At 33.2% G+C, this 26,248-nt stretch carries 27 protein-coding genes and 3 tRNA genes; 2 read left to right on the forward strand and 28 right to left on the reverse strand.

Annotated elements, in window-relative coordinates; all coding sequences use genetic code 11:
• Positions 1-10: 10 nt before the first annotated feature.
• The 28 genes from IKZ35_03355 to IKZ35_03490 all read right to left on the reverse strand — a co-directional run bounded on the left by IKZ35_03355 (position 11) and on the right by IKZ35_03490 (position 25,820).
• A complete protein-coding gene (locus IKZ35_03355) occupies positions 11-1,702 on the reverse strand; it encodes an arginine--tRNA ligase (GenBank protein ID MBR4893000.1) in 1,692 nt (563 codons plus the stop codon).
• A gap of 11 nt (positions 1,703-1,713) precedes the next feature.
• Positions 1,714-2,130, reverse strand: coding sequence for a DUF1934 domain-containing protein (locus IKZ35_03360; protein MBR4893001.1), 417 nt, complete (start codon positions 2,128-2,130; stop codon positions 1,714-1,716).
• A gap of 3 nt (positions 2,131-2,133) precedes the next feature.
• The gene (locus tag IKZ35_03365) at positions 2,134-2,940 is read right to left on the reverse strand and encodes a glutamate racemase (protein MBR4893002.1); all 807 of its coding nucleotides are present in this window, start codon (positions 2,938-2,940) and stop codon (positions 2,134-2,136) included.
• Between the two features lie 21 nt (positions 2,941-2,961).
• Complete coding sequence (locus tag IKZ35_03370; GenBank protein MBR4893003.1) at positions 2,962-4,011, reverse strand: D-alanine--D-alanine ligase; 1,050 nt, start codon at positions 4,009-4,011, stop codon at positions 2,962-2,964.
• A gap of 29 nt (positions 4,012-4,040) precedes the next feature.
• A complete protein-coding gene (locus IKZ35_03375) occupies positions 4,041-5,579 on the reverse strand; it encodes an ABC transporter substrate-binding protein (protein ID MBR4893004.1) in 1,539 nt (512 codons plus the stop codon).
• An 8-nt stretch (positions 5,580-5,587) separates the two neighbouring features.
• On the reverse strand, positions 5,588-6,373 hold the full coding sequence (gene pgeF, locus IKZ35_03380; GenBank protein MBR4893005.1) for a peptidoglycan editing factor PgeF: 786 nt from the start codon (positions 6,371-6,373) through the stop codon (positions 5,588-5,590).
• On the reverse strand, positions 6,363-7,286 hold the full coding sequence (locus IKZ35_03385) for a bifunctional riboflavin kinase/FAD synthetase (protein MBR4893006.1): 924 nt from the start codon (positions 7,284-7,286) through the stop codon (positions 6,363-6,365). Before IKZ35_03385 ends, pgeF begins: the two co-directional genes overlap by 11 nt.
• Before the next feature lie 56 nt (positions 7,287-7,342).
• Positions 7,343-8,257, reverse strand: coding sequence for a tRNA pseudouridine(55) synthase TruB (gene truB, locus IKZ35_03390; GenBank protein MBR4893007.1), 915 nt, complete (start codon positions 8,255-8,257; stop codon positions 7,343-7,345).
• On the reverse strand, positions 8,258-9,208 hold the full coding sequence (locus IKZ35_03395; protein MBR4893008.1) for a bifunctional oligoribonuclease/PAP phosphatase NrnA: 951 nt from the start codon (positions 9,206-9,208) through the stop codon (positions 8,258-8,260).
• Positions 9,208-9,561 (reverse strand): 30S ribosome-binding factor RbfA, encoded by a 354-nt coding sequence (gene rbfA, locus IKZ35_03400; GenBank protein ID MBR4893009.1) that lies wholly within the window; start codon positions 9,559-9,561, stop codon positions 9,208-9,210. The genes IKZ35_03395 and rbfA overlap by 1 nt, the downstream gene beginning before the upstream one ends.
• Before the next feature lie 6 nt (positions 9,562-9,567).
• Positions 9,568-11,916 carry a translation initiation factor IF-2 gene (gene infB / locus IKZ35_03405; GenBank protein MBR4893010.1) on the reverse strand — a complete coding sequence of 783 codons (2,349 nt, stop codon included), beginning with the start codon at positions 11,914-11,916 and terminating at the stop codon, positions 9,568-9,570.
• A 20-nt stretch (positions 11,917-11,936) separates the two neighbouring features.
• On the reverse strand, positions 11,937-12,230 hold the full coding sequence (locus IKZ35_03410) for a ribosomal L7Ae/L30e/S12e/Gadd45 family protein (protein MBR4893011.1): 294 nt from the start codon (positions 12,228-12,230) through the stop codon (positions 11,937-11,939).
• On the reverse strand, positions 12,220-12,486 hold the full coding sequence (locus IKZ35_03415; protein MBR4893012.1) for a YlxR family protein: 267 nt from the start codon (positions 12,484-12,486) through the stop codon (positions 12,220-12,222). Before IKZ35_03415 ends, IKZ35_03410 begins: the two co-directional genes overlap by 11 nt.
• A gap of 21 nt (positions 12,487-12,507) precedes the next feature.
• On the reverse strand, positions 12,508-13,545 hold the full coding sequence (nusA, locus tag IKZ35_03420) for a transcription termination/antitermination protein NusA (GenBank protein ID MBR4893013.1): 1,038 nt from the start codon (positions 13,543-13,545) through the stop codon (positions 12,508-12,510).
• Positions 13,546-13,548: 3 nt separating this feature from the next.
• Positions 13,549-14,022, reverse strand: coding sequence for a ribosome maturation factor RimP (locus IKZ35_03425; GenBank protein MBR4893014.1), 474 nt, complete (start codon positions 14,020-14,022; stop codon positions 13,549-13,551).
• A 114-nt stretch (positions 14,023-14,136) separates the two neighbouring features.
• Positions 14,137-14,733 carry a hypothetical protein gene (locus IKZ35_03430; protein ID MBR4893015.1) on the reverse strand — a complete coding sequence of 199 codons (597 nt, stop codon included), beginning with the start codon at positions 14,731-14,733 and terminating at the stop codon, positions 14,137-14,139.
• Between the two features lie 17 nt (positions 14,734-14,750).
• A complete protein-coding gene (locus IKZ35_03435) occupies positions 14,751-15,827 on the reverse strand; it encodes a citrate transporter (GenBank protein MBR4893016.1) in 1,077 nt (358 codons plus the stop codon).
• 27 nt (positions 15,828-15,854) lie between these two features.
• Positions 15,855-16,586, reverse strand: a complete 732-nt coding sequence (nadE, locus tag IKZ35_03440) for an NAD(+) synthase (protein ID MBR4893017.1) — start codon at positions 16,584-16,586, stop codon at positions 15,855-15,857.
• Positions 16,587-16,656: 70 nt separating this feature from the next.
• Positions 16,657-17,118 (reverse strand): hypothetical protein, encoded by a 462-nt coding sequence (locus IKZ35_03445; GenBank protein MBR4893018.1) that lies wholly within the window; start codon positions 17,116-17,118, stop codon positions 16,657-16,659.
• Positions 17,119-17,209: 91 nt separating this feature from the next.
• Positions 17,210-17,293 (reverse strand) — tRNA-Leu (locus tag IKZ35_03450).
• Positions 17,294-17,327: 34 nt separating this feature from the next.
• The gene (locus IKZ35_03455) at positions 17,328-17,735 is read right to left on the reverse strand and encodes a methylglyoxal synthase (protein MBR4893019.1); all 408 of its coding nucleotides are present in this window, start codon (positions 17,733-17,735) and stop codon (positions 17,328-17,330) included.
• A 32-nt stretch (positions 17,736-17,767) separates the two neighbouring features.
• On the reverse strand, positions 17,768-18,550 hold the full coding sequence (minD, locus tag IKZ35_03460) for a septum site-determining protein MinD (protein ID MBR4893020.1): 783 nt from the start codon (positions 18,548-18,550) through the stop codon (positions 17,768-17,770).
• Positions 18,551-18,620: 70 nt separating this feature from the next.
• Positions 18,621-20,663 carry a penicillin-binding protein 2 gene (gene mrdA / locus IKZ35_03465; GenBank protein MBR4893021.1) on the reverse strand — a complete coding sequence of 681 codons (2,043 nt, stop codon included), beginning with the start codon at positions 20,661-20,663 and terminating at the stop codon, positions 18,621-18,623.
• Entirely contained in the window at positions 20,663-21,175 is a 513-nt protein-coding gene (mreD, locus tag IKZ35_03470; protein MBR4893022.1) for a rod shape-determining protein MreD, read from the reverse strand. Before mreD ends, mrdA begins: the two co-directional genes overlap by 1 nt.
• Before the next feature lie 4 nt (positions 21,176-21,179).
• Positions 21,180-22,013, reverse strand: a complete 834-nt coding sequence (gene mreC, locus IKZ35_03475; GenBank protein MBR4893023.1) for a rod shape-determining protein MreC — start codon at positions 22,011-22,013, stop codon at positions 21,180-21,182.
• Positions 22,014-22,073: 60 nt separating this feature from the next.
• Positions 22,074-23,105 (reverse strand): rod shape-determining protein, encoded by a 1,032-nt coding sequence (locus tag IKZ35_03480; protein ID MBR4893024.1) that lies wholly within the window; start codon positions 23,103-23,105, stop codon positions 22,074-22,076.
• A gap of 173 nt (positions 23,106-23,278) precedes the next feature.
• Complete coding sequence (locus IKZ35_03485) at positions 23,279-25,342, reverse strand: U32 family peptidase (GenBank protein MBR4893025.1); 2,064 nt, start codon at positions 25,340-25,342, stop codon at positions 23,279-23,281.
• Positions 25,343-25,403: 61 nt separating this feature from the next.
• Positions 25,404-25,820, reverse strand: coding sequence for a hypothetical protein (locus IKZ35_03490; GenBank protein ID MBR4893026.1), 417 nt, complete (start codon positions 25,818-25,820; stop codon positions 25,404-25,406).
• A 232-nt stretch (positions 25,821-26,052) separates the two neighbouring features.
• On the opposite strand from IKZ35_03490, the gene IKZ35_03495 reads away from it, so the two are divergent.
• Together IKZ35_03495 and IKZ35_03500 are read left to right on the forward strand one after the other, a co-directional pair.
• A tRNA-Gly gene (locus tag IKZ35_03495) sits at positions 26,053-26,126 on the forward strand.
• Positions 26,127-26,132: 6 nt separating this feature from the next.
• Positions 26,133-26,209: transfer RNA gene (locus IKZ35_03500), tRNA-Arg, on the forward strand.
• Positions 26,210-26,248 lie beyond the last annotated feature (39 nt).

Genomic DNA, 26,248 nt, shown 5'->3' on the forward strand with positions numbered 1-26,248 from the left:
TATTAAAGTATTACATTCTCTCAGGTGCAGAAATTCCAAGAACGTCCAAAGCGTTTTTAATAGTTACTTTTACTGCTTTAATAAGCATTATTCTTGCCTTCATTAAGTTTTTATCTTCCACTTTTACTCTCTTTGCGTTATAGAAAGTGTGGAATAGGGAAGCAACACCCACTACATATTTTGTAATCTTTGACGGGTCAAAACTTAGGGCTGCATCTTCTATTTCCTGAGGGAAGCAACTTATTTTTTCTATAAGTTCAAGCTCTTCTTTATCCTTTAAAAGAGAAAGGTTACTAAAGTTATCTTCGTCTATGTTTATACCCTCTTCTTTAAGAATGGAAAGAATACTCTCAATTCTTGCGTGGGCATACTGAACATAGAAAACAGGATTTTCATTTGTTTTAGAAACTGCCAAGTCCATATCAAAATCAAAATGGGTATTGGCTTGTCTTAAATTAAAGAAAAATCTTGCGGCATCTGTGCCGATATCTTCTAAAAGGTCGGTTAAAGTAACTGCCTTTCCTGACCTTTTGGATACTTTGTAAACCTCTCCGTTTTTCATAAGACGGACAAGCTGCATAAGAATAACATTTAGTTTTTCCCCGCCTAAGCCTAAAGCAGTCAACGCTCCCTGCATTCTTGCAACATGACCGTGATGGTCTGCCCCCCATATATCTATAAGGGTTTCATAGCCTCTTTCAATTTTATTTTTATGATATGCTATATCTGCCGCAAAGTAGGTAGGAATATTATTACCTCTAATAAGAACAACATCCTTTTCAGAGCCGAACTCTGTTGCCTTAAACCATACTGCGTCATCCTTTTCATAAGTATATCCATTTTCGGTTAATTCTTCTATAACCTTTTTAACTGCTCCACTTTCGTGAAGTTCGCTTTCAAAAAACCATTTATCATATGTTATACCATACATTTTGGTATCATTTTTAAGTTTTTCTATATTCTTATTAAGCGCAAATTTTACAAGATGTTTTTTTCTTTCCTCTTCAGGCATATTGATATAATCTTCGCTGCCGAATTTTTCTATAAAATCATTCACATTATCAATTATATCCTGTCCGTGATATGCATCTTCAGGGAATTCTATTGCATCTTCTCCATAAATTTTCTGTATAAATCTTGCGTTTAGTGAAACTGCGAATTTTTCTATCTGGTTACCGTAGTCATTTACATAGAACTCTTTACTTGCCGAAAATCCTGCAAAGGATAAAAGGTTTGCAAGGCTGTCCCCCAACGCTCCCCCTCTTGCGTTTCCTATATGCATAGGGCCTGTCGGATTGGCTGAGATATATTCTACCATTACCTTTTTCCCGTTACCTACTGTAACTTTACCGAAATCTTCTTTATTTTTTAGTATGTATTCTACATTCTTATAAAGCCAGTTATTGTTAAGAAAGAAGTTTATAAAACCAGGACCTGCAACTTCAAGTTTATCAATTAAATCAGAGTTTCCCATTTCCTCTGCTAATATTGTTGCAACTTCTCTTGGGTTCTTACCTAATTGTTTTGACATTTTAAGCGAAAAATTAGTTGCAAAATCACCGAATTTTTTTTCCTTTGTATTGTCTATTTCAATAAAAGATACTTCTGCTTCTTCAAGTTTACCCTTTTCGCAAGCAGTTTTATATGCATTTAAAATTACTTCTCTTAAACTGTCTTTAACCTCTTTAATAAGATTTATCATTTTTATCACTCCTATAATTCTTCAAACTTAACATCTATTGTATTCTGTGTTGTAAGCACATTATTAAACTCTACACCGTATTTTAAAAGGATGCTTCCCTTTTTTTCTTTAAGGTTTATATCCACCTTATCTCCGTATATGCCCATAAGGAAAGTTCCCTCGCCTGTTTCGTAATAATTAAGATGCTTTTTCCCCTGTTCTACGGTTATCTGGGTATTAACCTCGCCAAATCTCATTATAGTAACTTTTTTATCTTCTATTTTTAAAGTGTTTGCCACTTTATTATCGTTTATCTCTTCGCTGTAACTTAAGTAATACTTTCCGTCTTTATTATAAAATGTACCTGCAGTCTGGAAAACTACTGCATCATTTTCGTTAAATTCATAAGCATTAGAACTGCTGAAAGTAACTAAAACTTCCTTTTTCATTTTTTACCATTCCTCAATATTTATTTTTTCAACCGTACCTGTTATTTTCTCATTTAAGAACATTGATGCAAGATAAGAAAATTTCTTAGTATCATCACTTACATAATATTTGGTTTGACCTTGTTTATTTGCAAGATTAATAATGCCTTCTCTTTCAAGTAAATCTTTAGTATAAACTGCAGTTTCTACCCCGGGGCTTATAAGAGAAACTTCGTCCCCCATAATATCTTTTATCACATCTGTTAAAAGAGGATAATGGGTGCAACCTAAAATAAGCGTATCAACTCCCTTTTCTTTTAGCAAAAGAAGATAGTCGTTTGCTATTATTTTTGTTGCTTCGCTGTTAAAATACCCGTTCTCTACAAGCGGAACAAATAACGGACAGGCATTTTCAAAAATTTCAAAGTCGGCTCTTTCTTTTAAGATTTTATTCTTATAAGAACCACTTTTAATTGTTCCCTCTGTTCCGATAATTCCTATTTTACCGTTTTTGGTAATATTTATCGCCTTTTTACAAGTTGGCTCTACCACACCTATTATAGGAACATTTACTTTATCCTTAACCTTATCAAGCGCAACAGAACTTACAGTTCCACAGGCAACAACTATCGCTTTTAAAGGGAACGAACTTAAAAATCTTAAGTCCTGAAGCGTATATTTAATTATTATATCATCAGAGCGTGTTCCGTAAGGAACTCTTCCCGTATCTCCGAAATATATTATATTTTCGCCGGGCAGAATTTTATGAAGTTCTTTAACATTGGTAAGTCCGCCAAGACCTGAGTCAAAAACTCCTATGTATTTATTCATGCTTTTTACTCCCTTTTTAAGTTATAATGACGCTATTTTTATAAGTTCTCTTACTAATTCTTTATAACTTAAGCCTTTATTTATAAAGAGTTTCGGATACATACTGATATTTGTAAACCCTGGAAGAGTGTTTATTTCGTTTAGGTATATATCCAATGTATCTTTATCTATAAAAAAGTCGATACGCGATAACCCTTTACAGTCAAGAACTTTATATGCTTTTTTAGCATATTCTATAATCTTTTTAGAAACATCTTCTTCCAACTTTGCAGGGATATCATATCCCACGCTGTCAGTATGATATTTGGTGTCATAATCGTAAAACTCGCTCTGGGAAATTATTTCCCCAGGCCCTGCAACTTCGATATCGTCATTTCCTAAAACTGCAGTTTCAATTTCTCTGCAGTTTATAAATTTTTCAACCATTACTTTTTTATCGTGTGAAAAAGCATCGTCTATTGCTTTTTTAAGGCTTTCTAAATCACATGCTTTAGATGCACCCATGCTTGACCCTGCATTAACAGGCTTTACAAAACAAGGAAAGCCCAACTTATTTTCAATTTCATCTGTAACTTCTTTTTCATTTTTCCAGTCGGATAATTTTATGGACACATAAGGAGTCTGAGGTATATCATTTTTTTCAAGCACAATTTTAGTCATAACCTTATCCATACATAAAGCCGAAGACATATAAGAGCAACCTACAAACTTTATTCCTGCCAATGTTAACAAGCCTTGAACTGTACCGTCTTCTCCGTTTTTTCCGTGAAGCACAGGAAAGCAGATATCAATATTAACTTTTTTAACTTCCTCATCAAATATTATTATACCTTTATGAGATTTGCAAGGAGAAATAATTGCCTTGGAAAGTTTTTCATCTGACCATGTGGCATCTTTTATTTTTTCTATATCCTTATCATAGTAAAACCATTCTCCCGATTTGGTTATACCGATTAAATGTATATTAAATTCATCCCTGTCTACCGCATTTAAAATATTATATACGGATATGCAGGAAATTTCATGTTCGGAAGATTCTCCCCCAAATAGAAATAACACATTTTTTTTCATTAAACACACTTTCCTTCCGATAATTTACTTTATTTAAAAGACCAGTTTTCTATATTATTAAACATATTAAACTCTGTCGGATTAAGACCTTTTTTAACTTTTCCTGAACTGTAAAGCACTTCTTTTGTATAATACAGGCTTATATGAGGTGCATCCTCTAAAAAAAGATTCTGAAGTTCTCTTAAATAACTTTTTTTAATACTTGCATCTTTTTCAAGCGCTGCTCCGTTTATGATGTTTTGGGCAGTAGAATTTTTATAATTGCTGACATTTTCTTCCCCCATAAACAAGGATAAATCAAAATCATAAGTCATAGGCACTGAGCCTAAAAATGCTTCATATGTTTTATTTATATAACTGTCTTTATATTCTTCAAAAGATACTACTTTAACCTTACAGTCTATTCCTATATATTTTAAATTTTCGCTTATTTTATTTGCAACCTGAATTCTGAAATTATTATCGCTGTTAACTAAGATATTAAACGACAAAATTAAAGTTTCTCCGTCATCCTTTTGCATAATTCCTGTATTGACATTATTATAAAAGCCTTCTTTTTTAAGAATGTTTTTCGCTTCTTCTATGTTGTATATATCAACTGCATTTTCATTATAGCACCACGCACCGTTAAATATCGGTGTGGCAACGGGCATAGCCTTTGAAAAAAGCACATCTTCTGCTATTGCCTCTTTATCTATTGCTTTGTTTATTGCCTGTCTTACATTCACATTATTAAAAAGAGGGTTATTATGGTTTAAAAGAAGAAAACCGTAATTTGTGCTTACATACTCTTTTAAAGATTCAGAATTTTTAGAATTGGAATTTATACTGTTATCAAATATATCCTGTTTAAAAATATCTGCCATACCGCTTGAATATGCATAATTTGCAGTTTCTTTATCAGGAACAAGCTGAACTTTAATGCACTTTATCTCTTCGTTTTTTTGCCCGTGATAATTATCAGACGGGATAAGACTCATACTCTTTCTTTCCACATAATTATCTATTTTATATCTTCCTGTTCCGTTAAAGGAAAACCCGTCTGACATCTCTTTGGAACTTACAACAGGAAAGGTTAAAAGAGACGCTAAATTTACAACAGGTTTTTTTAATGTGATATTAACACTATAATCACTTACTGCCTTAACTTCCAAAATGTTTTTTACATTATAATCATAGTAGGTAGAATTATTTAAAAGATAGTTAACAGTTGCAACAACATCTTTTGATGTGCATTTTATTCCACTGTGAAATGTAACATTTTCTTTTAAATCGACTTTATAACTAAGTCCGTCATCTGAAAGAAGAGTAATATTTTTACCTAACACTCCTACTGTATAAAAATTTTCATCCAGTGTAAACAAAGGTTCGTATATAAGAGAAAAAATTTCTCTGTTTATATCGTTTTTTATAAGAAGCGGGTTTAATTCAATAAAATTATACCCCACAGTAAAAATTGTATCTTTGCCCTGAGGGTTTATCTGTTCATTTTTACTTTTACCATTCTCTTTACAGCCTGACGCAAAACAAAGAGAGGCTATCATTAAAACAAGAATAAACTTTTTCATTCTCACACCTATAACATTATAAAACCGGCATTTCTTCCGGCATTTTCCTTTTCTCTTCTGAACGAATGGAATAAATCTTTTTCGCATTTAGTGCAAAAGTTGCACACATCTATATTTTCTTCTAAAACGCCCTCGTTTAAAAGAAGTTTTTTATTTATATTTTTTAAATCAATATAAAATTTATCCAAACTTATTTTTTCATAAAAATCAGAAATTTTAGTAACTTCGCTTATTTTTTCTATAACTTCCCCTGATACTTCATAACAGCATTTTCCAATAGCAGGGCCGATAGCACATATTATATCAGACGGTTTTACATTGTATTTTTCTTTTAAAATACGAACACCTTTACCTGTTATATCAAGGCTACTTCCCCTCCATCCTGCGTGGACTGCCATTACAACGCTATTTTGTTTATCTGAATAAAGAATGGGAACACAGTCGGCAGAGAAAATACATAAAGGTATATTTTTCTCCTTAGTATAAATTCCATCAGCATTATCAAAAACAGTTTCTTTAACTATACCCATTCCCATATGAAGGGGGGTAATTTCTTCTATATTATCCTGATGGATCTGGGTAGACTTTACTATATTATTAAGAGAAACATCAAAAATATCTGCTACCCTTTTATAATTTGATAAAACCATTTCCCTATTTAAAATATTAAAACCAAAATCTAATCTTTCACTCTGGCAGTCTGCTTTAGTAGTTGTAAAAAGATGTTTTATGCCATATTTTTCAAAAAGTGAAGAAGTAATATAATAAAAACCGTTACTGTTTTTAATATTCATAAAGTTCTGACTCCTTAAGTTGCTTTTTTGCTGTATCAAGATTAAGTTTTATTGTGTTCTTAAGTTCCTCAAGGTTTTCAAATTTCTTTTCGTCTCTTATAAAGCCTAAGAAATATACTTTCATATATTTATTATATAAATCGCCTGTAAAGTCCATTATATAAGTTTCTGCAATAACTTCATTTTTCTTACTTACAGTAGGCGAAGTGCCGATATTTGATATAGAGTTATACATCTTATCCCCTAAAAGAACTTTAGAGGAGTATACTCCCGGTTTAAGCAGGGTAACATACTTTTCAACAGGCATATTAATAGTAGGAAAATTTATCTGTCTTCCTAATTTTTTACCCTCTAAAACCACGCCTGATACTCTGTACGGTTCGCCAAGAAGAAGATTTACTTTATCTATTGCCCCCTGTTTTATATATTCTTTAATAAGAGTGCTTGATACTGTTTCTTCATTAACTTTAACTTCTGGAATAACAGTTAAAGAATATGCACCCATACTCTCATTTTTAAGGGTATTTATATCCCCCATCCTGTCTTTTCCAAATTTAAAATTATAACCGCACACCACAAAGGATGCTTTTATATATTCTATAAGATATTTATCTATAAAATGCTTGGGAGAATAATTTTTAAATTCATCCGTAAAATTAACTGCAAAAACCGTATCAATACCCAAGTTTTCCAATATTTTAAGATTTTCTTCAAAAGGGTAAATCTTATTTTTTTCAGTCGGAGTTAAAAATGTTAAAACCGATGATTTGATATTGTTCTTCTTTGCTAATCTTTTGGTTTCTAAAATTAATTCTCTATGCCCTTTATGAACACCGTCAAACATTCCAAGGCATACTGCATATTTATCATTATTTTTAATTTCGATATTACTGTCTATTAAAATAATATTCATATTATCCTCTTTTTAGAAAACTTAAAAATTTCCTGTTTTGTTGTAAAAATTCTTTTCTAATAAAAACTTTTCAGCACTTTAAGCACCAGATTGTCATTATGATTTATAATAACTCCAAGCGCCATAAATTCTCCTGCAGTGCTGTATACTCTGTAAATGGTGTCTTCTTCGGTATCTTCTTTTTTAAACCCTAAGTCATTAAGAGTAATGAAAATACCGTTTTTAAATCTTATTTCAAGATTATAAGAAAGAATTATCTTTTTAAAATTTGTAAAAACTTTATCAGGGCCAATAAGATTTTTAATAAAACTTATATTCCCTTTTTTTACTTCAAAAATGTCAACTATTCTTTCATCGTCTATCGAAAACATACCGCTTTTTGTTCTTGTAAGTTCAGTCATAACAGCATATGTGCCAAGTTTTGTACCTATATCGTCAATAAGGCTTCGTATATATGTACCTTTAGAGCATAAAACACGCATTTTTACAAGGCCCAAAGGTAGATTAATCTCTAATATTTCTATCTTTTTAATCTCAACTAAAACAGGGTCTCTTTTAATTTCTATGCCCTCTCGTGCAAGTTCATAAAGTTTTTTACCCTTTATTTTTTTAGCAGAATACATAGGGGGAACCTGCATTATTTTTCCTAAAAAAGAATTTACCACAAATTTTATATCCTCTATACTAACATCAAATTCCTTTTTTTTAAGTACAGTTCCTGTAATATCTAACGTGTCTGTTTTTATTCCTAACTTAAACTGAGCGATATATTCTTTATCCCCTAAAGATATATAGTCTGCAATTTTAGTTGCTTTGCCGATACACACAGGCAAAACTCCCGTAGCCATAGGGTCTAATGTTCCTGTATGGCCGACTCTTTTTATTTTAAGAGCGCGTCTTATAATATTAACGCAGTCATGCGATGTCATATCCTGAGCCTTGTTTACAATAATTATTCCGCTCTCAACCATTTATTCTACCTCTAATTGCTTTTTTATTTCTGTAATAAGACTGTCTTTAATATCAAGAGTAGATTTATCTCTAAATCTTACTCCTGCAGCGCGTATATGCCCTCCGCCGCCGAATGCTCCTGCAACTTTTGAAACATCAACTATTTCATCCGATCTTAAAGATACTTTCACCATTCCCAAAGTTATCTCGGAAATTAAAATTCCCGCTTCAACCCCTATAACACTTCTTGGGAGATGAGCAATACCGTTTAAATCTTCGTCTTTAATACCAAGTTCGGTTGCCATATTGTTATCAATTATACAAACACATATTTTCCCGTCTTCATAAAACTGCATATTTTCAATAAGTTTAGCCGATATGAAATGCCTTTTATAATCTTTTTCCATATGAAGTTTTTTATTAAGATTATAAAAGTCTGCCCCCTTTTCAATAAGGTCTGCGGCTATTATATGAGTTTTCTTAGTTGTATTAGAAAACATAAAAGCGCCTGTATCGGTTAAAATTGCTCCGTACAGTTTAGATGCCATATCAGGACATACAGGTATATTTATATATCTTATAATATCATAGATAATCTCGCCTGTTGCGGCAGCATCTTTATCAATATAGTTAACATCAGCAAACGCTTCGTTGGATACATGATGGTCAATACACATAGTATTTCCCTTAAAGTATTTTGCTCTGTCTCCAAGCCTTTTTATATCCCCGCAGTCTAATGCAACAACCAGGTCAAACTCCTCGTCTGTATCTTCCCATATAAAATGGTCTCCGAATACTAAAAACATTTCGGGCAATTCTTTTTCTAAAAGTATTACTGCTCTTTTACCCATTTTTTCAAGCATCAGTTTAAACCCAACGGATGAGCCTAAGGCATCACCGTCAGGGTTTATATGAGTTAATATTAAAATACTGTTTGCTTTATTTAGGGTATCTAAAACTTCTTTAAACATCAGTTGTTATCCTTTTTGTTGATTTTGTTTATAACTTCTAAAATGTGATTTCCGTACTCAATGGAATCGTCTATAACAAAGTTAAGTTCAGGAGTTACTCTTAAATTAAGGTTTTTGGAAACTTCTCTTCTTAAATATGAAGATGCACTCTTTAAACCTTTAAGAGCATTCTTTTTCTGCTCCTCTGACCCCATAATGCTTACAAAGATTTTAGCAAATTTTAAATCTTTTGTAACCTCGCATTTCATAACTGAAATAAGTTGAGGCACACGAGGGTCTTTAATATTTCTTAAAAGTACGGATAATTCCCTTTTTAGTTCTGTGTTAATTTTTTCTTCTCTTACAGATGGCATAAAATCTTACCTTTCAACTTCTACTTCTTCAAAACATTCAATAATGTCGTCAACTTTAAGGTCGTTATATCTTTCTATACCAAGACCGCATTCATATCCTTCATTAACTTCTTTTGCATCGTCTTTAAATCTTTTTAGTGAATTTAGAGAACCTTCAAATATAACAATATTATCACGGACTACTCTTACGCCGCAGTTTCTCTTAATTTTACCGTCGCGAACATAGCAACCGGCAATAGTTCCAACGCCTGAAATTTTAAATGTTTCTCTTATCTGTGCATGGCCGATAATTTTTTCCACATATTTTGGCGCAAGCATACCTTTCATTGCCGCTTCCATTTCTTCGATTGCCTGATATATAACCTTATAAAGTCTGATTTCTACTTCTTCTCTTTCTGCAGAGGTTGTTGCTCCCTGGTCAGGTCTTACATTAAAGCCTATGATAATAGCGTTTGATGCATTGGCAAGCATAACGTCTGATTCGTTGATACCACCAACGCCGCCATGGATAACATTAAGCCTTACTTCGTCGTTAGACAGTTTAACCAAAGACTGTCTTACAGCCTCAACAGAACCCTGAACATCGGCTTTAACAATAATATTAAAGTCTTTTATCTGACCGTCGTTAATATGGTCGAAAAGATTATCAAGGGTAACCTTTTGTCTTGCACTGAACATTTCTTCTTTTTTATCGAATTTTCTTAGTTCAACAAGTTGTTTTGCTTTTCTTTCGTCGGTTACAACATTAAATGTATCCCCGCCGACAGGAACTTCGTTAAGACCTACAATTTCAACAGGGCAGGACGGACCTGCTTCTTTAATTTTCTGACCTTTATCGTTTATCATAAGTCTTACTTTACCGAATACTGAACCTGCTATTAAATAATCGCCTGTGCGAAGTGTACCTTTCTGAACCAAAACAGTAGCAACAGGGCCTCTTCCTTTATCAAGTTTTGCTTCGATAACTGTACCCTCTGCAACTCTGTTAGGGTTTGCTTTTAATTCTTTAACTTCTGCAACAAGTAATACATTTTCCAAAAGTTCGTCAATATTAAGTTTCTGTTTAGCAGAAACAGGAACACAGATTACATCCCCGCCCCATTCTTCAGGAACAAGTTCGTATTCCATAAGTTGCTGTTTGATTTTATCAGGGTTTGCGCCCTCTTTATCTATTTTATTTATAGCAACAATTATGCTTACATCTGCTGCTTTTGCGTGGTTAATCGCTTCTATTGTCTGCGGCATAATACCGTCATCAGCAGCAACAACCAATATAGCGATATCAGTAACCTGAGCACCTCTTGCTCTCATAGCAGTAAATGCTTCGTGGCCAGGAGTATCTAAGAATGTGATTTCGCTTCCGTTTATTTTTACTCTGTATGCCCCGATATGCTGTGTGATACCACCTGCTTCAGTAGAGGTAACATCTGCGTTTCTTATAGCATCAAGAAGTGATGTTTTACCATGGTCAACATGCCCCATAACAACAACGACAGGTGAGCGAGGAACTAAGTCTTCTGCTTTATCTTCGATATCTGAAATAACCTGTTCTTCAAGTGATACGATAATTTCTTTTTCGTATTTTACGCCATATTCTTCACAGATAAGCGCAGCAGTATCAAAATCGATAACCTGATTTACACTTGCCATAACGCCTAAAAGCATAAGTTTTTTAATAACATCTGCAGCAGTTTTCTTAATTCTCTGAGCAAAATCGCCTACTGTTATTTCATCAGGAATTTTAATGTGAAGAATTTCAGGCTTGATAACTGTCTGCTTCTTAGCCTGGTTTGCAAATTTTTCAAACTTCTTGCTCTGTTGCTGACCGCCTTTTTTAAGTTTCTGCTTTTTATCGTGTGTTCCGTATATATCATCTGTTTTTAAGATGTTTTGTATTCTTTCATCATCAATATTACTGATTTCAACATTAGAACTTCTTGTATCAACATATCTGACTTTCTTTTCAATCGGTTTTTCAATAACCTTTTTAAGTTCTTCTTCGCTAAATTCAAATTTTTCCTGTTCTTTCTTTTTAGGCTGAGGCTTAACTTCCTCTTTTTTAGGCTGAGTATTTTTAACCTCTTTTGTTTCCTGTTTATTTTGAGTTTTTTTAGTTTCAGCCTTTTCTTCTTTTTTAGGCTCTTCTTTCTTTATAGCATCTTCTTTCATAATTTCTTCAATAGATGCCACTTCCACTTTATTTGTTATTAACTGAAAGAATAAATCTAATTCATTATTATCCAATTTGCTTTTTGTACTTTTCCCTGCAAACCCAAGTTCTTTTAATGTGTTCACAAGTTCTTTGACTTCGACTCCAAGGTCTAAAGCCAGTTCACTGACTTTTTTTGTTTCCATACTTTAAAAGCACCTCCATTTTAATTCTTTATACCGTTTATAAAGTTTATATCCGTAATAACCAATGACATGGTTTCTTCCTTGCCAAGAATTTGTCCCAATTCTTCTTTTGTGCCGTAAATAATATAGTCTGTATTATAAAATTTAAGTAAGTTTAAAAGTTTCTCCTTTTGTTTTTCTGACCCGTCATTTGCCACAACCACAAAAGGTGCTTTTCCCTCTTTGACAAGTTTTTCGGTTATAAACGTTCCTGCTCTTACCTTTCCTGCACGGTTAGCAAGACCGATAAGCCTTATTTTTTTATCAATTAACATTTTTAAAAAACTCTTCTCTTAAATTTTCGTAAACTGAGGCGTCTACTTTATCTTTGAAAGCATAATCAAGTTGCTTTTTCTTAAATGCTGTTTCAAGGCATTTTTCCGATTTGCAGATATATGCTCCTCTTCCGTTCTTCTTCCCTGTAAAATCTAAGGATATTGTTCCCTCAGGGCTTTTCACTATTCTTACTAAGTCTTTTTTATCGAATGATAATTTGCATCCGATACATCTTCTCTGAGGCAGGGTTTTCATTAAGTATCTTCCTCTCTTATATTAGTCTTTTACACTTTTGATATCTATTTTCCAGCCTGTAAGTTTGGCAGCAAGTCTTACATTCTGCCCCTCTTTTCCTATCGCAAGGGATAGTTGGCTTTCAGGAACTAATACCTGACAAGATTTTTCTTCTTCGTTAACAGAAACTTCAAGAACCTTTGCAGGAGATAATGCCTGAGTAATGTACTGTTCAGGATCTTCGTTATAAACGATAATGTCTATCTTTTCTCCTCTTAGTTCGTTTAAGATATTAGATACTCTCATACCTTTAGGCCCAACGCATGAACCAACAGGGTCAACATCTTTATTATTTGAAAATACTGCAATTTTAGTTCTTGAACCTGCTTCTCTTGAAATTCCCTTGATTTCAACTGTTCCGTCCTGAATTTCAGGAACTTCTTTTTCAAATAATCTTTTAATAAGACCAGGATGGCTTCTTGATAAAACAATCTGAAGACCTCTTGCATCATCTTTAACATCTATAACATAAAGATATATTTTTTCTCCTGGACGGATATTTTCCCCAGGTGTCTGTTCGCCCTGTGCTAAAATTGCTTCCTGTGTGCCTATTTCTATCATAATATTTTTATGAGGCCCCTGTTCAATTCTCTGAACAAGACCTAAAAGAATTTCCCCTTTCTTTTCGGAAAATTCATTACAAGCAATAGTTCTTTCCGCTTCTCTTATTCTTTGCACTATAACCTGTTTTGCAGTTTGCGCTGCAATTCTGCCGAAAGTTTTAGGCATAACGTTGATTTCAATTTCATCGCCTACCTGATAGTGCTTATTGATTTTTGATGCTTCTTCAAAAGAAATTTCCAAAGAAGGATCTTCAACTTTTTCAACAACTTTTTTAAGAGCATAAACTCCCATTTCCCCTGTTTTTCTGTTAACTATTCCTCTTATTTCGCCTGTCTGAGTGAATTCTCTTTTATATGCTGATAAAAGAGCAGTTTCAATAGCATCTATAAGAAGTTCTTTGTCAATGCTTTTTTCATTGGCTACTGCTTCTAAAGCAGCTAAAAATTCTTTGTTCATTTTTTAATTACCTCCAAATTCAAAATATATTTTAACATCAATAATATTACCTTTTTCAATTTCAACCTCTTTAGTGTCTACATCTATTACAATACCTGTGTCTAAAGAGCCTGAAACAAGTGTACCAACTAAAAGTTTGGTATCTTTAACTTTTTTAAAAAGTTTAACCTGCACTTTTTTGCCAACACTTTCTTCAAAGTGCCAGTCATATTTTAAGTTTCTCTCTATCCCCGGAGATGAAACTTCAAGAATATAAGCCTCTTTTATTAAATCGACTCTGTCAAGTTCGTCAGATAAAAATCGGCTTACCTCTTCACATTCGTCAATAGATATTAAACCGTCTTTCCTATCTACAAACAATCTTAAAACCTTATCTTTCCCCTCTTTTACAAAAACCGTATCATAAATACGAAGGCCTTTTTCATTAAGAAAAGGAGTAACAAGAGTTTCAACTTCTTTAATAATTTTTAAAGACATAAAAACCTCCTATTAAACTTGAAAGAGTGGGTTGCAACCCACTCTTTCATAGTCCTTATGTTAAATCTATCGTGATTATATCACACTTTTTCTTACATTTCAATAGTTTTTAGATTATTTTACCATAATTTTTTCTATAAGTTCTAAACTTTTCTCTTCAACACGCTTAATCATTTCATCATTGTTGTTTTCAAAATACTTTCTTACACATAAATACACTCTTTTATCTTTTGGTAAATAAGGCTTTAGTATTTCGTTTTCGGTAACATCTATATACGGTTTATATCCCTTATCGGTTTTAATTACTCCGTTTGCACCCCTTGATATAAACTGCTCTAAAATATGCTCGTCAACAAGGTAAATATAACTTTCCGCATTAACCAGGTCCATATCCACTCTCTGCCAGAACTGAAGGTCGCCCTTTGCTTCAACATTCTCTCTTGTGTATATATTATTTACCTCTACCCTTATAAGACCGTCATTATTTATATCGCCGATTACATCACTATATTCGGTTTCAAGCATTTTTGCTAAACCTTCTCCGTTCATATAATCGCCGATATATGTAATGTTAAAATCTATTTTCTTATGAGTGGTAAATTCAAAAATGGTAAAAACCACACAAAAAACTGCAAAAATGCCTAACCATGTATGCCATTTGTAGTGATACCAATAGTTCTCCCATTTTTCTCTTCTTTCATTTGATGTCATTTATTTATCCTCCCTATTTATACTAAAAACCACATTACAGAAGTTAATATTATAACAAACAAGAAATTGTAAAGTGTAAATTTTATAAGATATGAAAGTGTGCCTTTCGGGTTATGCGCAGTATATTCCCTGAAAGTTATAAGACTTGCCAAAGATGCAATAAGTGTTCCTGCACCGCCTATATTTACGCCTAATAAAAGTTCCCTGTAATTATCGGTAAACTGAGAAAGTAATATAGCAGACGGAACATTGCTTATAAACTGACAGGACAAGACGCTAAATACCAGTGTACTTTTATTTAAAAGATAATTAAAAAATTCTCTAACTATATCAATTCTTGCCATATTCCCTGCAAATATAAAGAAAAATACAAAGGTAAACAGCAGTGGATAATCAACTGCTTTTAACGTTTCTTTATCTATAATAAGAAGAGAAATTAAAATTATCAAAAGACCTATGTAATACGGAATAACCCTGAATACCATAACTATTGATAAAATAAAAAGAATAAGATAAATTGCACACTTTTTCTTATCAATTTTAACATCTTTTCCCTTTAACTCTAAAGGAATACTTTTTACTGTAGCAAGGCACAAAAGGGTTATAAGAAGTATTGAAATAATAAAGGGAACTAACATTATACCCATAAATTCCAATGTGGGAATTTCAAACTTTGTGTAAAGATATAAATTCTGGGGGTTGCCAAACGGAGTTAACATTCCTCCTAAATTGGCAGCAATATTTTGCATTATAAAAGTAAATGCCATATAGTTTTCGTTATCTGTTGCTTTAAGCACAAAAAAACCAAGGGGCAAAAAAGTAAGGAGTGCCATATCGTTTGCTATAAGCATTGAGCCGATAAAAGTTATGTAAATAAGAGCAAGAATACATATTCTTAAATTCTTAAAAGTTCTTATAACCTTTCTTGCTAAGATGTAAAAAAACTTAATACTCCTTAATGCACAAACAACAGCAAGAACTGAAAACAGACAAGCAAGTGTTTTAAAATCAAAATACCCTATGTAACTTTTATCTATCGGCACAAAAAACACAGTTATCGCCGCTAAGATAAAAGCAATAATCATAACCACCATAATAATTCCCCATTGTTTAAAAAAGTCTTAAATTGTCGGTTTAAAACTTGGCATAAGTTCAAGTTTAAATAAATTCATCTTATGTTTTTTATCTATAAGCGCTTTTTTATCTTCATCTTCAATTATGCCTTCTCTTATATATCTGTCAAGTTCATTATAAGTAAACCCTAAATTTTCTTCATCAGTTTTACCGCACAGACCGTCTATCGGTGTTTTTTCAACCAATTCCTTTGGAAGACCTAAAATGTAACCGATTTGTTTAACTTCATTTACTGTTAGGTTAGACATAGGCGAAAAATCTCCCGCTGCATCTCCGTACCTTGTAGAATATCCCACCCAGTCTTCCGATAAGTTACAGGTGTTACATACTCTTCCGTTTAAACTCTGGGATATTGCATAAAGAGTTGTCATTCTTACTCTTGGTGGGATGTTTATCTTTGTCTGCTCACTTATTTTAAGGTCATCAGGCATATTATCAAGTATAGCATCAACCGTATCTTTTATATTTACAACATAATGTTTAATTCCAAGATGGTTAACAAGCATATATGCCATATCAATATCGTGCTGCTCCCCTTTAGGCATAAGAACTCCAATTACTCTGTCTTTACCCAGCGCTTCTACGCATAAAGCAGCAGCAACAGAACTGTCCTTCCCGCCTGAAATACCTATAACAGCATTACATCCTTTACCGTTTTCTTCAAAAAAATCTCTTATCCATTTAACACATTCGTCTTTAACTTTATTTAGGTCAAACATTTTTATCTCCGCCTTTATATATAAGTATCTTTATTCTTCCCCGTTTTTTTAAAATTATCATAACTAAAATTTAAGTTACACTTAAATATATCCTTACAATCATAAATATTCCCAATCCTAAAATAAGATATGACGACCAGGTAGTTGTAGTATAATACCAGTCAGATGGCTGGGCATCGGAAATATTTGATATCACATTCATATATGTAATTTCAAAAAGGAAATCAGGATGAAAGAAAGAGGCATAAAACGTAAGTGGTATTAAAACAAGAAGTAAAAAGAAAAATAAAAGCCCTGCTCCAAAACTGCCCATCGCTTTTGCCGAAATAAAGAAAAGAGGAGTAACAATTATAAAATAAAGTACCAGTAAAAAGTAGTTTATAATATTTATTATTTTTTCTTTTCTTTCAAGTTTTTTAAAAAACTTTTCGCTTGTTTCCTGGCTTTTCTCATTATCTAAAATACTATAACAATTTTCGCAAACAGTAACACTGTTTGGATTTTCACATCCACACTTTTTACATTTTTTCATATACTCTCTCCTTTCGGTAGTATTTATATTATAACTTTAGCAATAATTTATAATGATGAAAAAACGACTTGGCGTGGCAAGTCGTTTCTTCTGGTGCGGCAAATGGGACTTGAACCCATACGTCAAAGACACACGCCCCTCAAACGTGCCTGTCTGCCGATTCCAGCACTGCCGCATATTTTAAGGGGGATAGTTTTTATCCCCCGATTTTAATTATTCTTAGGGTTAACAATATTTCTCCAGTCAAGGTCCCCTCTTTCCAAACCTTTGATAAGAACTTCTGCAGTAGCAACATTAGTTGCCAAAGGAATATTATGTACATCGCACAATCTGAATAATGCGTTAACATCAGGCTCGTGAGGCTGAGCAGTAAGAGGGTCTCTGAAAAACAGCACAAGGTCTATTTCATTATATGCAATTCTTGCACCTATCTGCTGGTCGCCCCCCTGAGGGCCTGACAAAAATCTGTGAACTCTTAAAGATGTAGCATCAGATACTAAACCGCCTGTTGTTCCCGTAGCAAACAAATTATGATTTTTTAGTATAGGTTTATATGCTATACAAAACTGAACCATAAGTTCTTTTTTCATATCGTGTGCAATAAGTGCAATATTCATAAGCTCCTCCTTAAAATGTCTTAATATGTAATCTATAAACCAAAAATTCTTCTAAACAGCCCTCTTTTACCTTTTATCTGGGTAATAGGGATATTTTCCCCTGTAATTCTTTTTGCAACATCTAAAAACTGTTTACCTGCCTTAGAGGAAGATTCCAAAACTGCAAGGGTATTTCTTCTCTGGCTTTTTATAACTATTTCGTCTTCTTCAATAATACCGATAGGCGATACGCCTAAAATATCAGTAATCTCATCAATAGAGAGCATATCCCCTCTTCTTATCATATCTTCTCTTACACGGTTTATAAGAAGATAAATTTCTCCTTTGTTTGCCATTTCAAGCAGGGTTATAACCTTGTCGGCATCTCTTACGGAAGCCATCTCAGGAGTAAGGGCAACTATCGCAAGGTCTGCTGCGGCAACTGCCGATTTAAAGCCCTTTTCTATCCCTGCAGGGCAATCAAGAATTATATAATCATAGTCTTTTTGCGCCTTATTAAAAACTTCTTTAAAACTATCAGGATTTAAAAAATCTTTATCGGTAGACTGAGCTGCGGGTAAAAGATGAAGATGCCCGTACTTTTCAAACTTAAAAATGGCTTTTTCTAATGAGCATTTCCCCTCGATAACATCTATAATATCATAAACAATTACATCATGAAGCCCCATAGCAAGGTCAAGATTTCTAAGGCCGATGTCTATATCTGCCATAAGAACCCTCTTGCCAAGGTTAGCTAGTGCAACTGCAATATTTGATACGCCAACGGTTTTACCAACTCCGCCTTTTCCGGAAGTTACAACAATTGTCTTAGCCAATTTATAAAACCCCCTCTTCCAGTTTTGTATTTTATCACAAATAATTTATAAAATCAATAATTAGTTAAATTTATCTTGTTATTTGCATTGGGTTTTTACCCTCGGTGTATTCTAAAATATCGTCTGTAAAATGTTTTGCAATAATCTCTTTTGCAACAGGCGCAATAGAGTTTCCGTGGGAGCCGTGTTCAACTATAACAGAAATGGCTATCTGTGGATTTTCATACGGAGCAAAAGCAACAAACACACCGTTATTAGACCCATTCGGAACTTCGGCAGTTCCTGTTTTTCCGCCTACTGAAATTTCAAAATCGCCAAAAACTGAAGATGCTGTACCTGCTTCCGTAACCGAACGCATACCCTGCATAATCAGTCTGTGATGAGTCGGGTCAATTTCAATTTTATCTTCAACAACAGGATGATATTCGGTTATAATATCCGATGTGGAATATTCTTTTACTTTTTTTACAAGATGTGTTTTATACCTTGTACCTCCGTTTGACAAAGTGGCGATATAGTTTGCCATCTGAATAGGTGTGAACAGATTTTTAGACTGTCCTATTGCCGCCTGAATAGTATCCCCAGGCCACCACTGTTCGCCGATACTCTGAACATATTTAGGCCCTGCAACTATTCCCTTTTCCTCTTCCGGAAGTTCTATTCCTGTTTTTTCGCCAAAACCTAACTGTCTTGTTACGGTGTTAAGTCGGTCAATACCTGCTAATCTTCCTGTTTCATAGAAGAATACATTACAGGAATTTTCAATAGCACCTTTTACATCCAACTCTCCGTGCCCGTCAAGTTTCCAGCATTTAGGAGCATAACTTGGCGCATAATGAGTATATACGCCTGTACAGTTTATAATAGTGTTTTCATTTATAACACCTGATGTAAGCCCTGCAAGAGCAGTTGCCATTTTAAATGTTGAGCCTGGCTCGTATGTTCCTGCTATTGCTCTGTTCCAGAACGGTTTGGCAGGATTTTTATAGTTTGTTTCATAATCTTTATTAAATAAAGATAAATCATATGTCGGATATGATGCAAGTGCTAAAATTTCTCCCGAATGAACATCTAAAACAACAACAGCGCCACTGTCTGCATCCCATCCCTCATTATTTACAGCATACTGTGAATTTGCATTTATAGAATAAATGATATTTCTTAATGCTTCTTCTGCAGTTTTTTGCAACTCTAAATCAATAGTTAAAATAACATCATTACCAGGTACAGCGCTTACAGTTGATAAAGATGATATAACTCTTCCGTCTTCTTCTTCCTCAACGCTTACAATACCCTCCGTGCCTTTAAGTATGGACTCGCAGTATTTTTCTATTCCGTCCTTACCTATAAGGTCATTCATATTATATCCTTTGTCTTTTAAAACATCATACTCTTCTTTATAAATCTGCCCTACTCTTCCAAGAATATGGGAAGCAATTCCAGGCTCATTATAATATCTTAAATATTCTGTAATAACTGCAACACCTTTTAGCGAGTGAGTAGATTCTTTGATTTTAGTTACAATATCCATACTCACATCATTTGCAAAGGTATACGGGTTATTCGAGGAAAAAAGCCTTGATTCCATTTCGCTTCTTACCCCTGCAATATTTCTTTTATCTTTAGCACTTAAAGATAAGTCTATTTCGTAACGAAGATAAAGGTTAAACAATGTATCATTTGCAGATAACTTTTTATTAAGCCCCTTAGAGTCTTTAAAATCTTCCTCGCTTTTTATTTCATCATAAGTAAACTCATAAGGATATTCTTTTGTTATTTTAAGTCCGTCAATGTATTCCACATTATCTTCTTCAAAGATTCTTATAAGTTTTAAAATTAAATCGTTAAGTTCCCTATCATCCAAGTCTGTTTTTGAAATGGATATGGAATATCCGACACGGTTGGTAACAAGGGGGCGACCGTATCTGTCAAGTATCTCTCCCCTTGGCGCTTTCTGCGGAATTGTTTTTGTAAGACGGGACTCTGTGATTTCCCTGTAATTATGCCCGTCTATAACCTGAAGCATAAAAAGTTGTGCAATTACTAAAAAAGCAATTACACCTAAAATACAGTATAAAACGATAAATCTGTTTTTAACACTGTCGCCCTTCACTATCTTACCCTCCAAGCAGATTTTCTTATGTTTATTATTTTTGTATAAATAAATATTACTGCTATCGAAAGAAGTGCATTATAGATAAATTCTATTAAAGAAATTCTTATTAACACACTTATAAACCCTGCTCCCCTTAAGCCGAAGAAAACTGCAAAAAGAAGACTGTATAAAAAACAGCCTAAAACTGCAAGCAGAGTTTTAACCGAAATCATATTTTCAAAATAGGTATGATAAATTTCGGAAAGAATATATGAAAGGAGTAAAAATAAAATAACATGTACTCCCATAATTTTGCCATTAAAAAAATCAAACAATAAGCCAAAACCCAAAGCATAGTAAATGTTTGACAAACTATTCTCAATCAAAGATGCACATAACACAACCACAAACATAAGGTTTGGGGCAACATTTAATATTTCTGCCTTGTTGGCCAATGTCTGATTTAAAAAGAAAATCAAAGTAAAGGCAAGTATTTTTATAAAGTTATACTTAGCACCGTATGAATTCATAATCTCACCTTGTTTTATTATGATTTGTAACAACAAAAACTTCTCTTATATAGTCAAAATCTTCTGCCGGCTTAATAACTGCATATTGATTTTTGGTTATACTTTCGTTTTTAAGTTCTTTAACCCTGCCTATAACAAGCCCTGCAGGATATATTTCCCCAAGACCTGAGGTTTCTATAATATCCCCTTCAACTATGCTCATATCCTTTGACACATATGTCATAGTCATAAGCCCGTCTTTTAAAAGGTTGGTATCCCCCTCACAAACTGCAATATCGCCTGTGCGTGTAATAATACAGCCTAAAGAACTTCCGCCTTCAATAACGGTCTGCACTTTTGAAAAGGTTGCACCTGTCTGCACCACATAGCCCACTACTCCCTTAGAACCTACAACGGGCATAAAAGTACGTATTCCGTGGTTTTCCCCTTTATCTATAAGAAAGGTTGAATAATAATTTGAACTGTCTTTGGAAATAACTTTACAGGCAGTGAGGTTAAGTTCTGGGTTTTTATCTTTAAAATTAAGCAAAGACCTTAACCTTTCGTTTTCTATCTCTAAAGACTCTAACTTGGAATTTTTATGTTCAAGTTCTGTAAGTTTAATTTCTAATTTTTGATTTACTCTTACAAGTTCCTTTTTGTCTTTAAAATACTCAAAAAAGTCGTTAAAAGAATTGGACAAAGATGTAAAAACCTTACTTACAGGCGCAACAACATAGCCCACAATGTTATCGTAAGTATCAGTATTTTCTCTGTCAAGCGCACTAAAATATACAACAACAATAGACACTATAAGTATACTAAGAACAATTAAATATTTTTTATTTTTAAAAATCAATTTACTTCACTCCATATATACTTTTTTGCCTGTAAGTACATTTTTTAATACAAAAATTTATTACCATCTGTTTCTTGGGCGTTTATCATTGTGAACAAGTCTTAATGTTTCAAGAGTATCAAGCACCATACCTGTACCTTTCGCAACACAGTCAAGAGGGTCTTCAGCAATTTTAACAGGTAATAAAGTTCTTTCAGAAAGCAGTCTGTCAAGCCCTTTTAAGAAAGCTCCGCCGCCTGTTAAAGTAATACCCTGAGTAACAATATCTGCAGAAAGTTCAGGAGGAGTGTTTTCTAAAGTTACCTTAACAGTATCCACTAAAGTTTCTGCACATTCGAAAAGTGCTTCTCTTATTTCAGCACTTGTAACTGTAATGTTTCTTGGAAGACCGCTTAGGTTATCTCTACCTCTTACATCCATAGTAGGCTCGTCATCTGAAAGTTTATAAACAGAGCCTATTGCAATTTTTATTTCTTCGGCAGTTCTCTCACCGATTAAAAGATTATGCTTTTTCTTTATATAACTTGCTATCGCTTCGTCAAATGCGTTACCTGCAACTCTTACAGTTTTTGCAGTAACGATAGATCCTAAAGAAATAACAGCCGCTTCACTTGTACCTCCGCCTATATCAAGAACCATATTTCCTAAAGGCTCGGCAACAGTTAAACCTGCACCAATAGCAGCAGCCATAGATTCTTCTACAATATATACTTCTTTAGCCCCTGACTGAATAACAGCCTCTTCAACTGCTCTTCTTTCAACTTCTGTAACACCTGACGGAACACAGGCAACCACACGAGGTTTAGTGAAAGCACCTGATTTTAAAACTTTTTGTAAAAATCTTTTTATCATTTCATAGGTCATTTTATAATCAGAAATAACCCCGTCTTTAAGAGGTTTTATAGCAATTATATTATCAGGAGTTTTACCTACCATTTCCTTTGCATCATAACCTACTGCATGTACTTCTTTGGAATACCTTGCAACAGCAACAACGGAAGGCTCTCTTAATACAATTCCTTTTCCTTTAACATAAATAAGAGTATTGGCAGTTCCTAAATCGATACCTATATCTTTACTTAAAAAAGCCATATTAAACTCTCCTTTCGAAACTTTAAATATTTTAGAAAAATCATCATTAAATGTAGTTATAACAAAAAATGCTATGTATTTTAAACCCATTTTTTTCTATACTTATTTTATTATAACCGAAGGATGAATTTATTTCAATAAAATTATTACAATTATTGCTAAGTTTTATTACTTTATAGAGCACCCCTGTAAAAATGGCCTCTTGTAAACTTTTCAAATAAGTTATCATTAGATTTATACATATTTAAAACTTCTTCGCATCTTTTCATATTTTCCGAGTAAAAAGAAAGAAGAACATAGTCAATTCCACTCATTTTTAAATCATTCATTTTATCACTCATAACAATAGGATAAGGGTTTAAGATAACATTTCTGCAGTCCTCTCTGCAGTCTATTATAAACTTTTCTCCCTTTCTGTCGACCAAGGTCTGAGGCCCTTTAACACATTCGTTAAGAACGCTTCTTTTTATACAATTTCTTAAAGTCATTGATTCTATATATCCGTACCCCATAGCAAAAACAGGCATATCAGGCATAAAGTAAGATATGTCCTTTAAAGTTATTTCACTTGATGCGCCTACCATAAATACATTGTTTTTAACTAAAAAGTCTTTGGAATATGAATTTGTAATGTTAAGATAAATATCTGTGATAAGTTTAAATTCTTTTAAAAGTTCAAAATGGGATATATTGCTTACAAGTCCGTATTTAAACCCTGCTTCCTTTAATTTTTTAAGCCTTGATTTAACCTTATCCATCTCGTTTTCGGATATGATTTTAGGCAGGGTAATAACCATTTTTTCTTTGTCTATAAAATCTTTGTTTTTAAGAAGAAGATTATAATTTGCAAAAACAAATTCTATCTCTTCTTTTGAATCTGCCCAGGTAAGTTGGCTTTGAAGATTTGCTTTTACTATAAATTTAAGATTTCTTTCCTGTCTTTTTTTATTTTCAATTTGAACAGTGTTTATAACCTTATCTTCTTTTTCCATCAATTTTTCGCATAGATTTCTTCTTAGTTCATTAACAGACTTTAAAGGAATAAACACCCCGTCTTCTATATCCCCTTTTAAATCATTAAGATAAAAAGGAGTGTCATTTAGTTTTACTAAAGATTCTTTAACCTTTTCATATGTTGCAGGAGCATTTTTTGCCTCGCCTAAAATTTCTTCGCCAACAACATATGCTTCTTTACCCATAGCATAACCGTAAAGGGTTGGATATGCATTTTTATATAGGCTAATTTCCATATTAAGAGGAATTTTTGCCTGATTGTCGCTTATATTTTTATTTATAATATCCTTAAATTTTTCTTCTGCTTTTGTTTCATAATGAGAATACGGGTTTTCATTTTTATTATAACAGAACATTTTTTTATTTTTATAGTCGTTAAAATAATCAGTATAACCGCCGCGATAGAAAATATTATTCATTAAATCAATATCTTCCTTTGAAAGTTTTTCTCCGTCTAAAAGACGACGGTATCCGTCAACGACTACTGCAACATAGTATTCATTCTTAAGTCTTCCCTCTATTTTCAGCGAGTCAATTTTTAGTTTCAAAAAAGTGTCAATATAATTTATGGAATTTAAATCTTTTATTGAAAGAAGAGTTCCCTTTTTGCCCATAAATTCATAATTTAATCGGCAAGGTTGGGCACACTTGCCCCTGTTTCCGCTTCTGTCCCCTATAAAAGAACTCATATAGCATTGCCCTGAATAACATACGCAAAGAGCACCGTGAATAAATATTTCGATTTCACAGTCGGTATTCTTCTTAATATGTTTTATTTCGTCTAAAGATAATTCTCTTGATAAAACTATTCTTTTAATACCGTTATTATATAAAAAATTTACCCCTTCTAAATTGTGGACAGTCATCTGGGTTGAACCGTGAATTTCAAGGTTTGGCGCAACATCTTTTATAAGAGAAATCGCTCCTATATCCTGAACTATTACACCGTCAGCACCGATTTTAACTGCATTCTCAATCTCTACGATAAAATCTTTTATTTCACTGTCTTTTATAAGGGTATTAAGTGTTATATATCCCTTTTTTCCTCTGTTATGAAGATATGAAAGCCCTGCTTCTGCATCAGATAAACTAAAGTTCTTGGCGCCATATCTTGCATTAAAAGAATTGAAACCAAAATAAACAGCGTCAGCTCCTACATTAGCTGCCGCTTTCAAAACTTTTAATGAACCTGCCGGGGATAATAATTCTGGGTTAAATTCCATTTTCTTTCCTTTTATCCTTTTTAATATAAAAAGGGGCATCTGACTGCCCCTTTCGAAATTATTATATATTTACTAAGTATTTTCCGATATTTGCACCGGCTTCTTCTTTTGGAGCACTGATTGATATTGTAAAATCAACATTAAAATCAGCAGCAAGTTTTTCCAATGAAGGAATAAGAGCATCAAATTCTGATACTGTAATATCAGTAATTTTAGTAACACTGTCTATAAATATATGTGTAATATCATAGTTCTGAGAAATCATACCACCGATAAAACCATAAAATTCTTCTTTAGTCTTGATATTAAAATCATCAGTTTTAACCATTCTGACTTTTGAAGAAATATCAAAAGTATGTCTATCCCCTTTAGTAACGCAAACAACGTTGCCCTTTTCAGTGTCAAGCGCTTTGTTAACGATGTCGATAAACACTTTTGTTTTACCTGTGCCTTTTGGGCCAATAAGAACATTAATCATAATTATTCCTCCCGAATATTTATTTATACTCATTATACAATAACATAAGATAAATTTCAATATCCTATTTTAAAAATTATATATTTTTTTATGAATATTTATAAAAGACAGGGAAAGACTAATGTATAAAAGTAAAATTTTAATAATTTTCAATTTTTTTTAAAAAAAGTATTGACAAACGCGTCGAAAGTTGATATTATTATGTAGTCGATTTTATTGTGTGCCTCGTTATGCGGGTGTAGTTCAATGGTAGAATCTCAGCCTTCCAAGCTGATTGCGTGGGTTCGATTCCCATCACCCGCTCCACATTGTGCGCCTGTAGCTCAGTTGGATAGAGCAACTGCCTTCTAAGCAGTAGGCCAGGAGTTCGAATCTCTTCAGGCGCGCCACTTTATATGGTGGGTATAGCTCAGTTGGTTAGAGCACCA

Source organism: Clostridia bacterium, from assembly GCA_017554615.1.
Taxonomy (GTDB): Bacteria; Bacillota; Clostridia; order UMGS1840; family HGM11507; genus SIG450.

What these genes read in the sequence shown, in the direction of transcription:
- IKZ35_03455 (MBR4893019.1), bottom strand. Translation starts at nt 17,735, where the DNA reads ATGAATATTGCACTTATTGCACACGATATGAAAAAAGAACTTATGGTT.
- IKZ35_03445 (MBR4893018.1), bottom strand. Translation starts at nt 17,118, where the DNA reads ATGAAAAAATGTAAAAAGTGTGGATGTGAAAATCCAAACAGTGTTACT.
- IKZ35_03370 (MBR4893003.1), bottom strand. Translation starts at nt 4,011, where the DNA reads ATGAAAAAAAATGTGTTATTTCTATTTGGGGGAGAATCTTCCGAACAT.
- IKZ35_03385 (MBR4893006.1), bottom strand. Translation starts at nt 7,286, where the DNA reads ATGAATATTATTTTAATAGACAGTAATATCGAAATTAAAAATAATGAT.
- IKZ35_03360 (MBR4893001.1), bottom strand. Translation starts at nt 2,130, where the DNA reads ATGAAAAAGGAAGTTTTAGTTACTTTCAGCAGTTCTAATGCTTATGAA.
- IKZ35_03490 (MBR4893026.1), bottom strand. Translation starts at nt 25,820, where the DNA reads ATGATTAATGTTCTTATTGGCCCAAAAGGCACAGGTAAAACAAAAGTG.
- IKZ35_03425 (MBR4893014.1), bottom strand. Translation starts at nt 14,022, where the DNA reads ATGTCTTTAAAAATTATTAAAGAAGTTGAAACTCTTGTTACTCCTTTT.
- mreD (MBR4893022.1), bottom strand. Translation starts at nt 21,175, where the DNA reads ATGAATTCATACGGTGCTAAGTATAACTTTATAAAAATACTTGCCTTT.
- IKZ35_03415 (MBR4893012.1), bottom strand. Translation starts at nt 12,486, where the DNA reads ATGAAAACCCTGCCTCAGAGAAGATGTATCGGATGCAAATTATCATTC.
- pgeF (MBR4893005.1), bottom strand. Translation starts at nt 6,373, where the DNA reads ATGAATATTAAAAACAGTAACGGTTTTTATTATATTACTTCTTCACTT.
- IKZ35_03480 (MBR4893024.1), bottom strand. Translation starts at nt 23,105, where the DNA reads ATGGCTTTTTTAAGTAAAGATATAGGTATCGATTTAGGAACTGCCAAT.
- IKZ35_03395 (MBR4893008.1), bottom strand. Translation starts at nt 9,208, where the DNA reads ATGTTTAAAGAAGTTTTAGATACCCTAAATAAAGCAAACAGTATTTTA.
- nadE (MBR4893017.1), bottom strand. Translation starts at nt 16,586, where the DNA reads ATGTTTGACCTAAATAAAGTTAAAGACGAATGTGTTAAATGGATAAGA.
- IKZ35_03435 (MBR4893016.1), bottom strand. Translation starts at nt 15,827, where the DNA reads ATGGTGGTTATGATTATTGCTTTTATCTTAGCGGCGATAACTGTGTTT.
- IKZ35_03485 (MBR4893025.1), bottom strand. Translation starts at nt 25,342, where the DNA reads ATGGAATTTAACCCAGAATTATTATCCCCGGCAGGTTCATTAAAAGTT.
- IKZ35_03375 (MBR4893004.1), bottom strand. Translation starts at nt 5,579, where the DNA reads ATGAAAAAGTTTATTCTTGTTTTAATGATAGCCTCTCTTTGTTTTGCG.
- IKZ35_03430 (MBR4893015.1), bottom strand. Translation starts at nt 14,733, where the DNA reads ATGACATCAAATGAAAGAAGAGAAAAATGGGAGAACTATTGGTATCAC.
- nusA (MBR4893013.1), bottom strand. Translation starts at nt 13,545, where the DNA reads ATGAACAAAGAATTTTTAGCTGCTTTAGAAGCAGTAGCCAATGAAAAA.
- IKZ35_03410 (MBR4893011.1), bottom strand. Translation starts at nt 12,230, where the DNA reads ATGTTAATTGATAAAAAAATAAGGCTTATCGGTCTTGCTAACCGTGCA.
- IKZ35_03365 (MBR4893002.1), bottom strand. Translation starts at nt 2,940, where the DNA reads ATGAATAAATACATAGGAGTTTTTGACTCAGGTCTTGGCGGACTTACC.
- infB (MBR4893010.1), bottom strand. Translation starts at nt 11,916, where the DNA reads ATGGAAACAAAAAAAGTCAGTGAACTGGCTTTAGACCTTGGAGTCGAA.
- rbfA (MBR4893009.1), bottom strand. Translation starts at nt 9,561, where the DNA reads ATGCCATCTGTAAGAGAAGAAAAAATTAACACAGAACTAAAAAGGGAA.
- truB (MBR4893007.1), bottom strand. Translation starts at nt 8,257, where the DNA reads ATGGTTGAGAGCGGAATAATTATTGTAAACAAGGCTCAGGATATGACA.
- IKZ35_03355 (MBR4893000.1), bottom strand. Translation starts at nt 1,702, where the DNA reads ATGATAAATCTTATTAAAGAGGTTAAAGACAGTTTAAGAGAAGTAATT.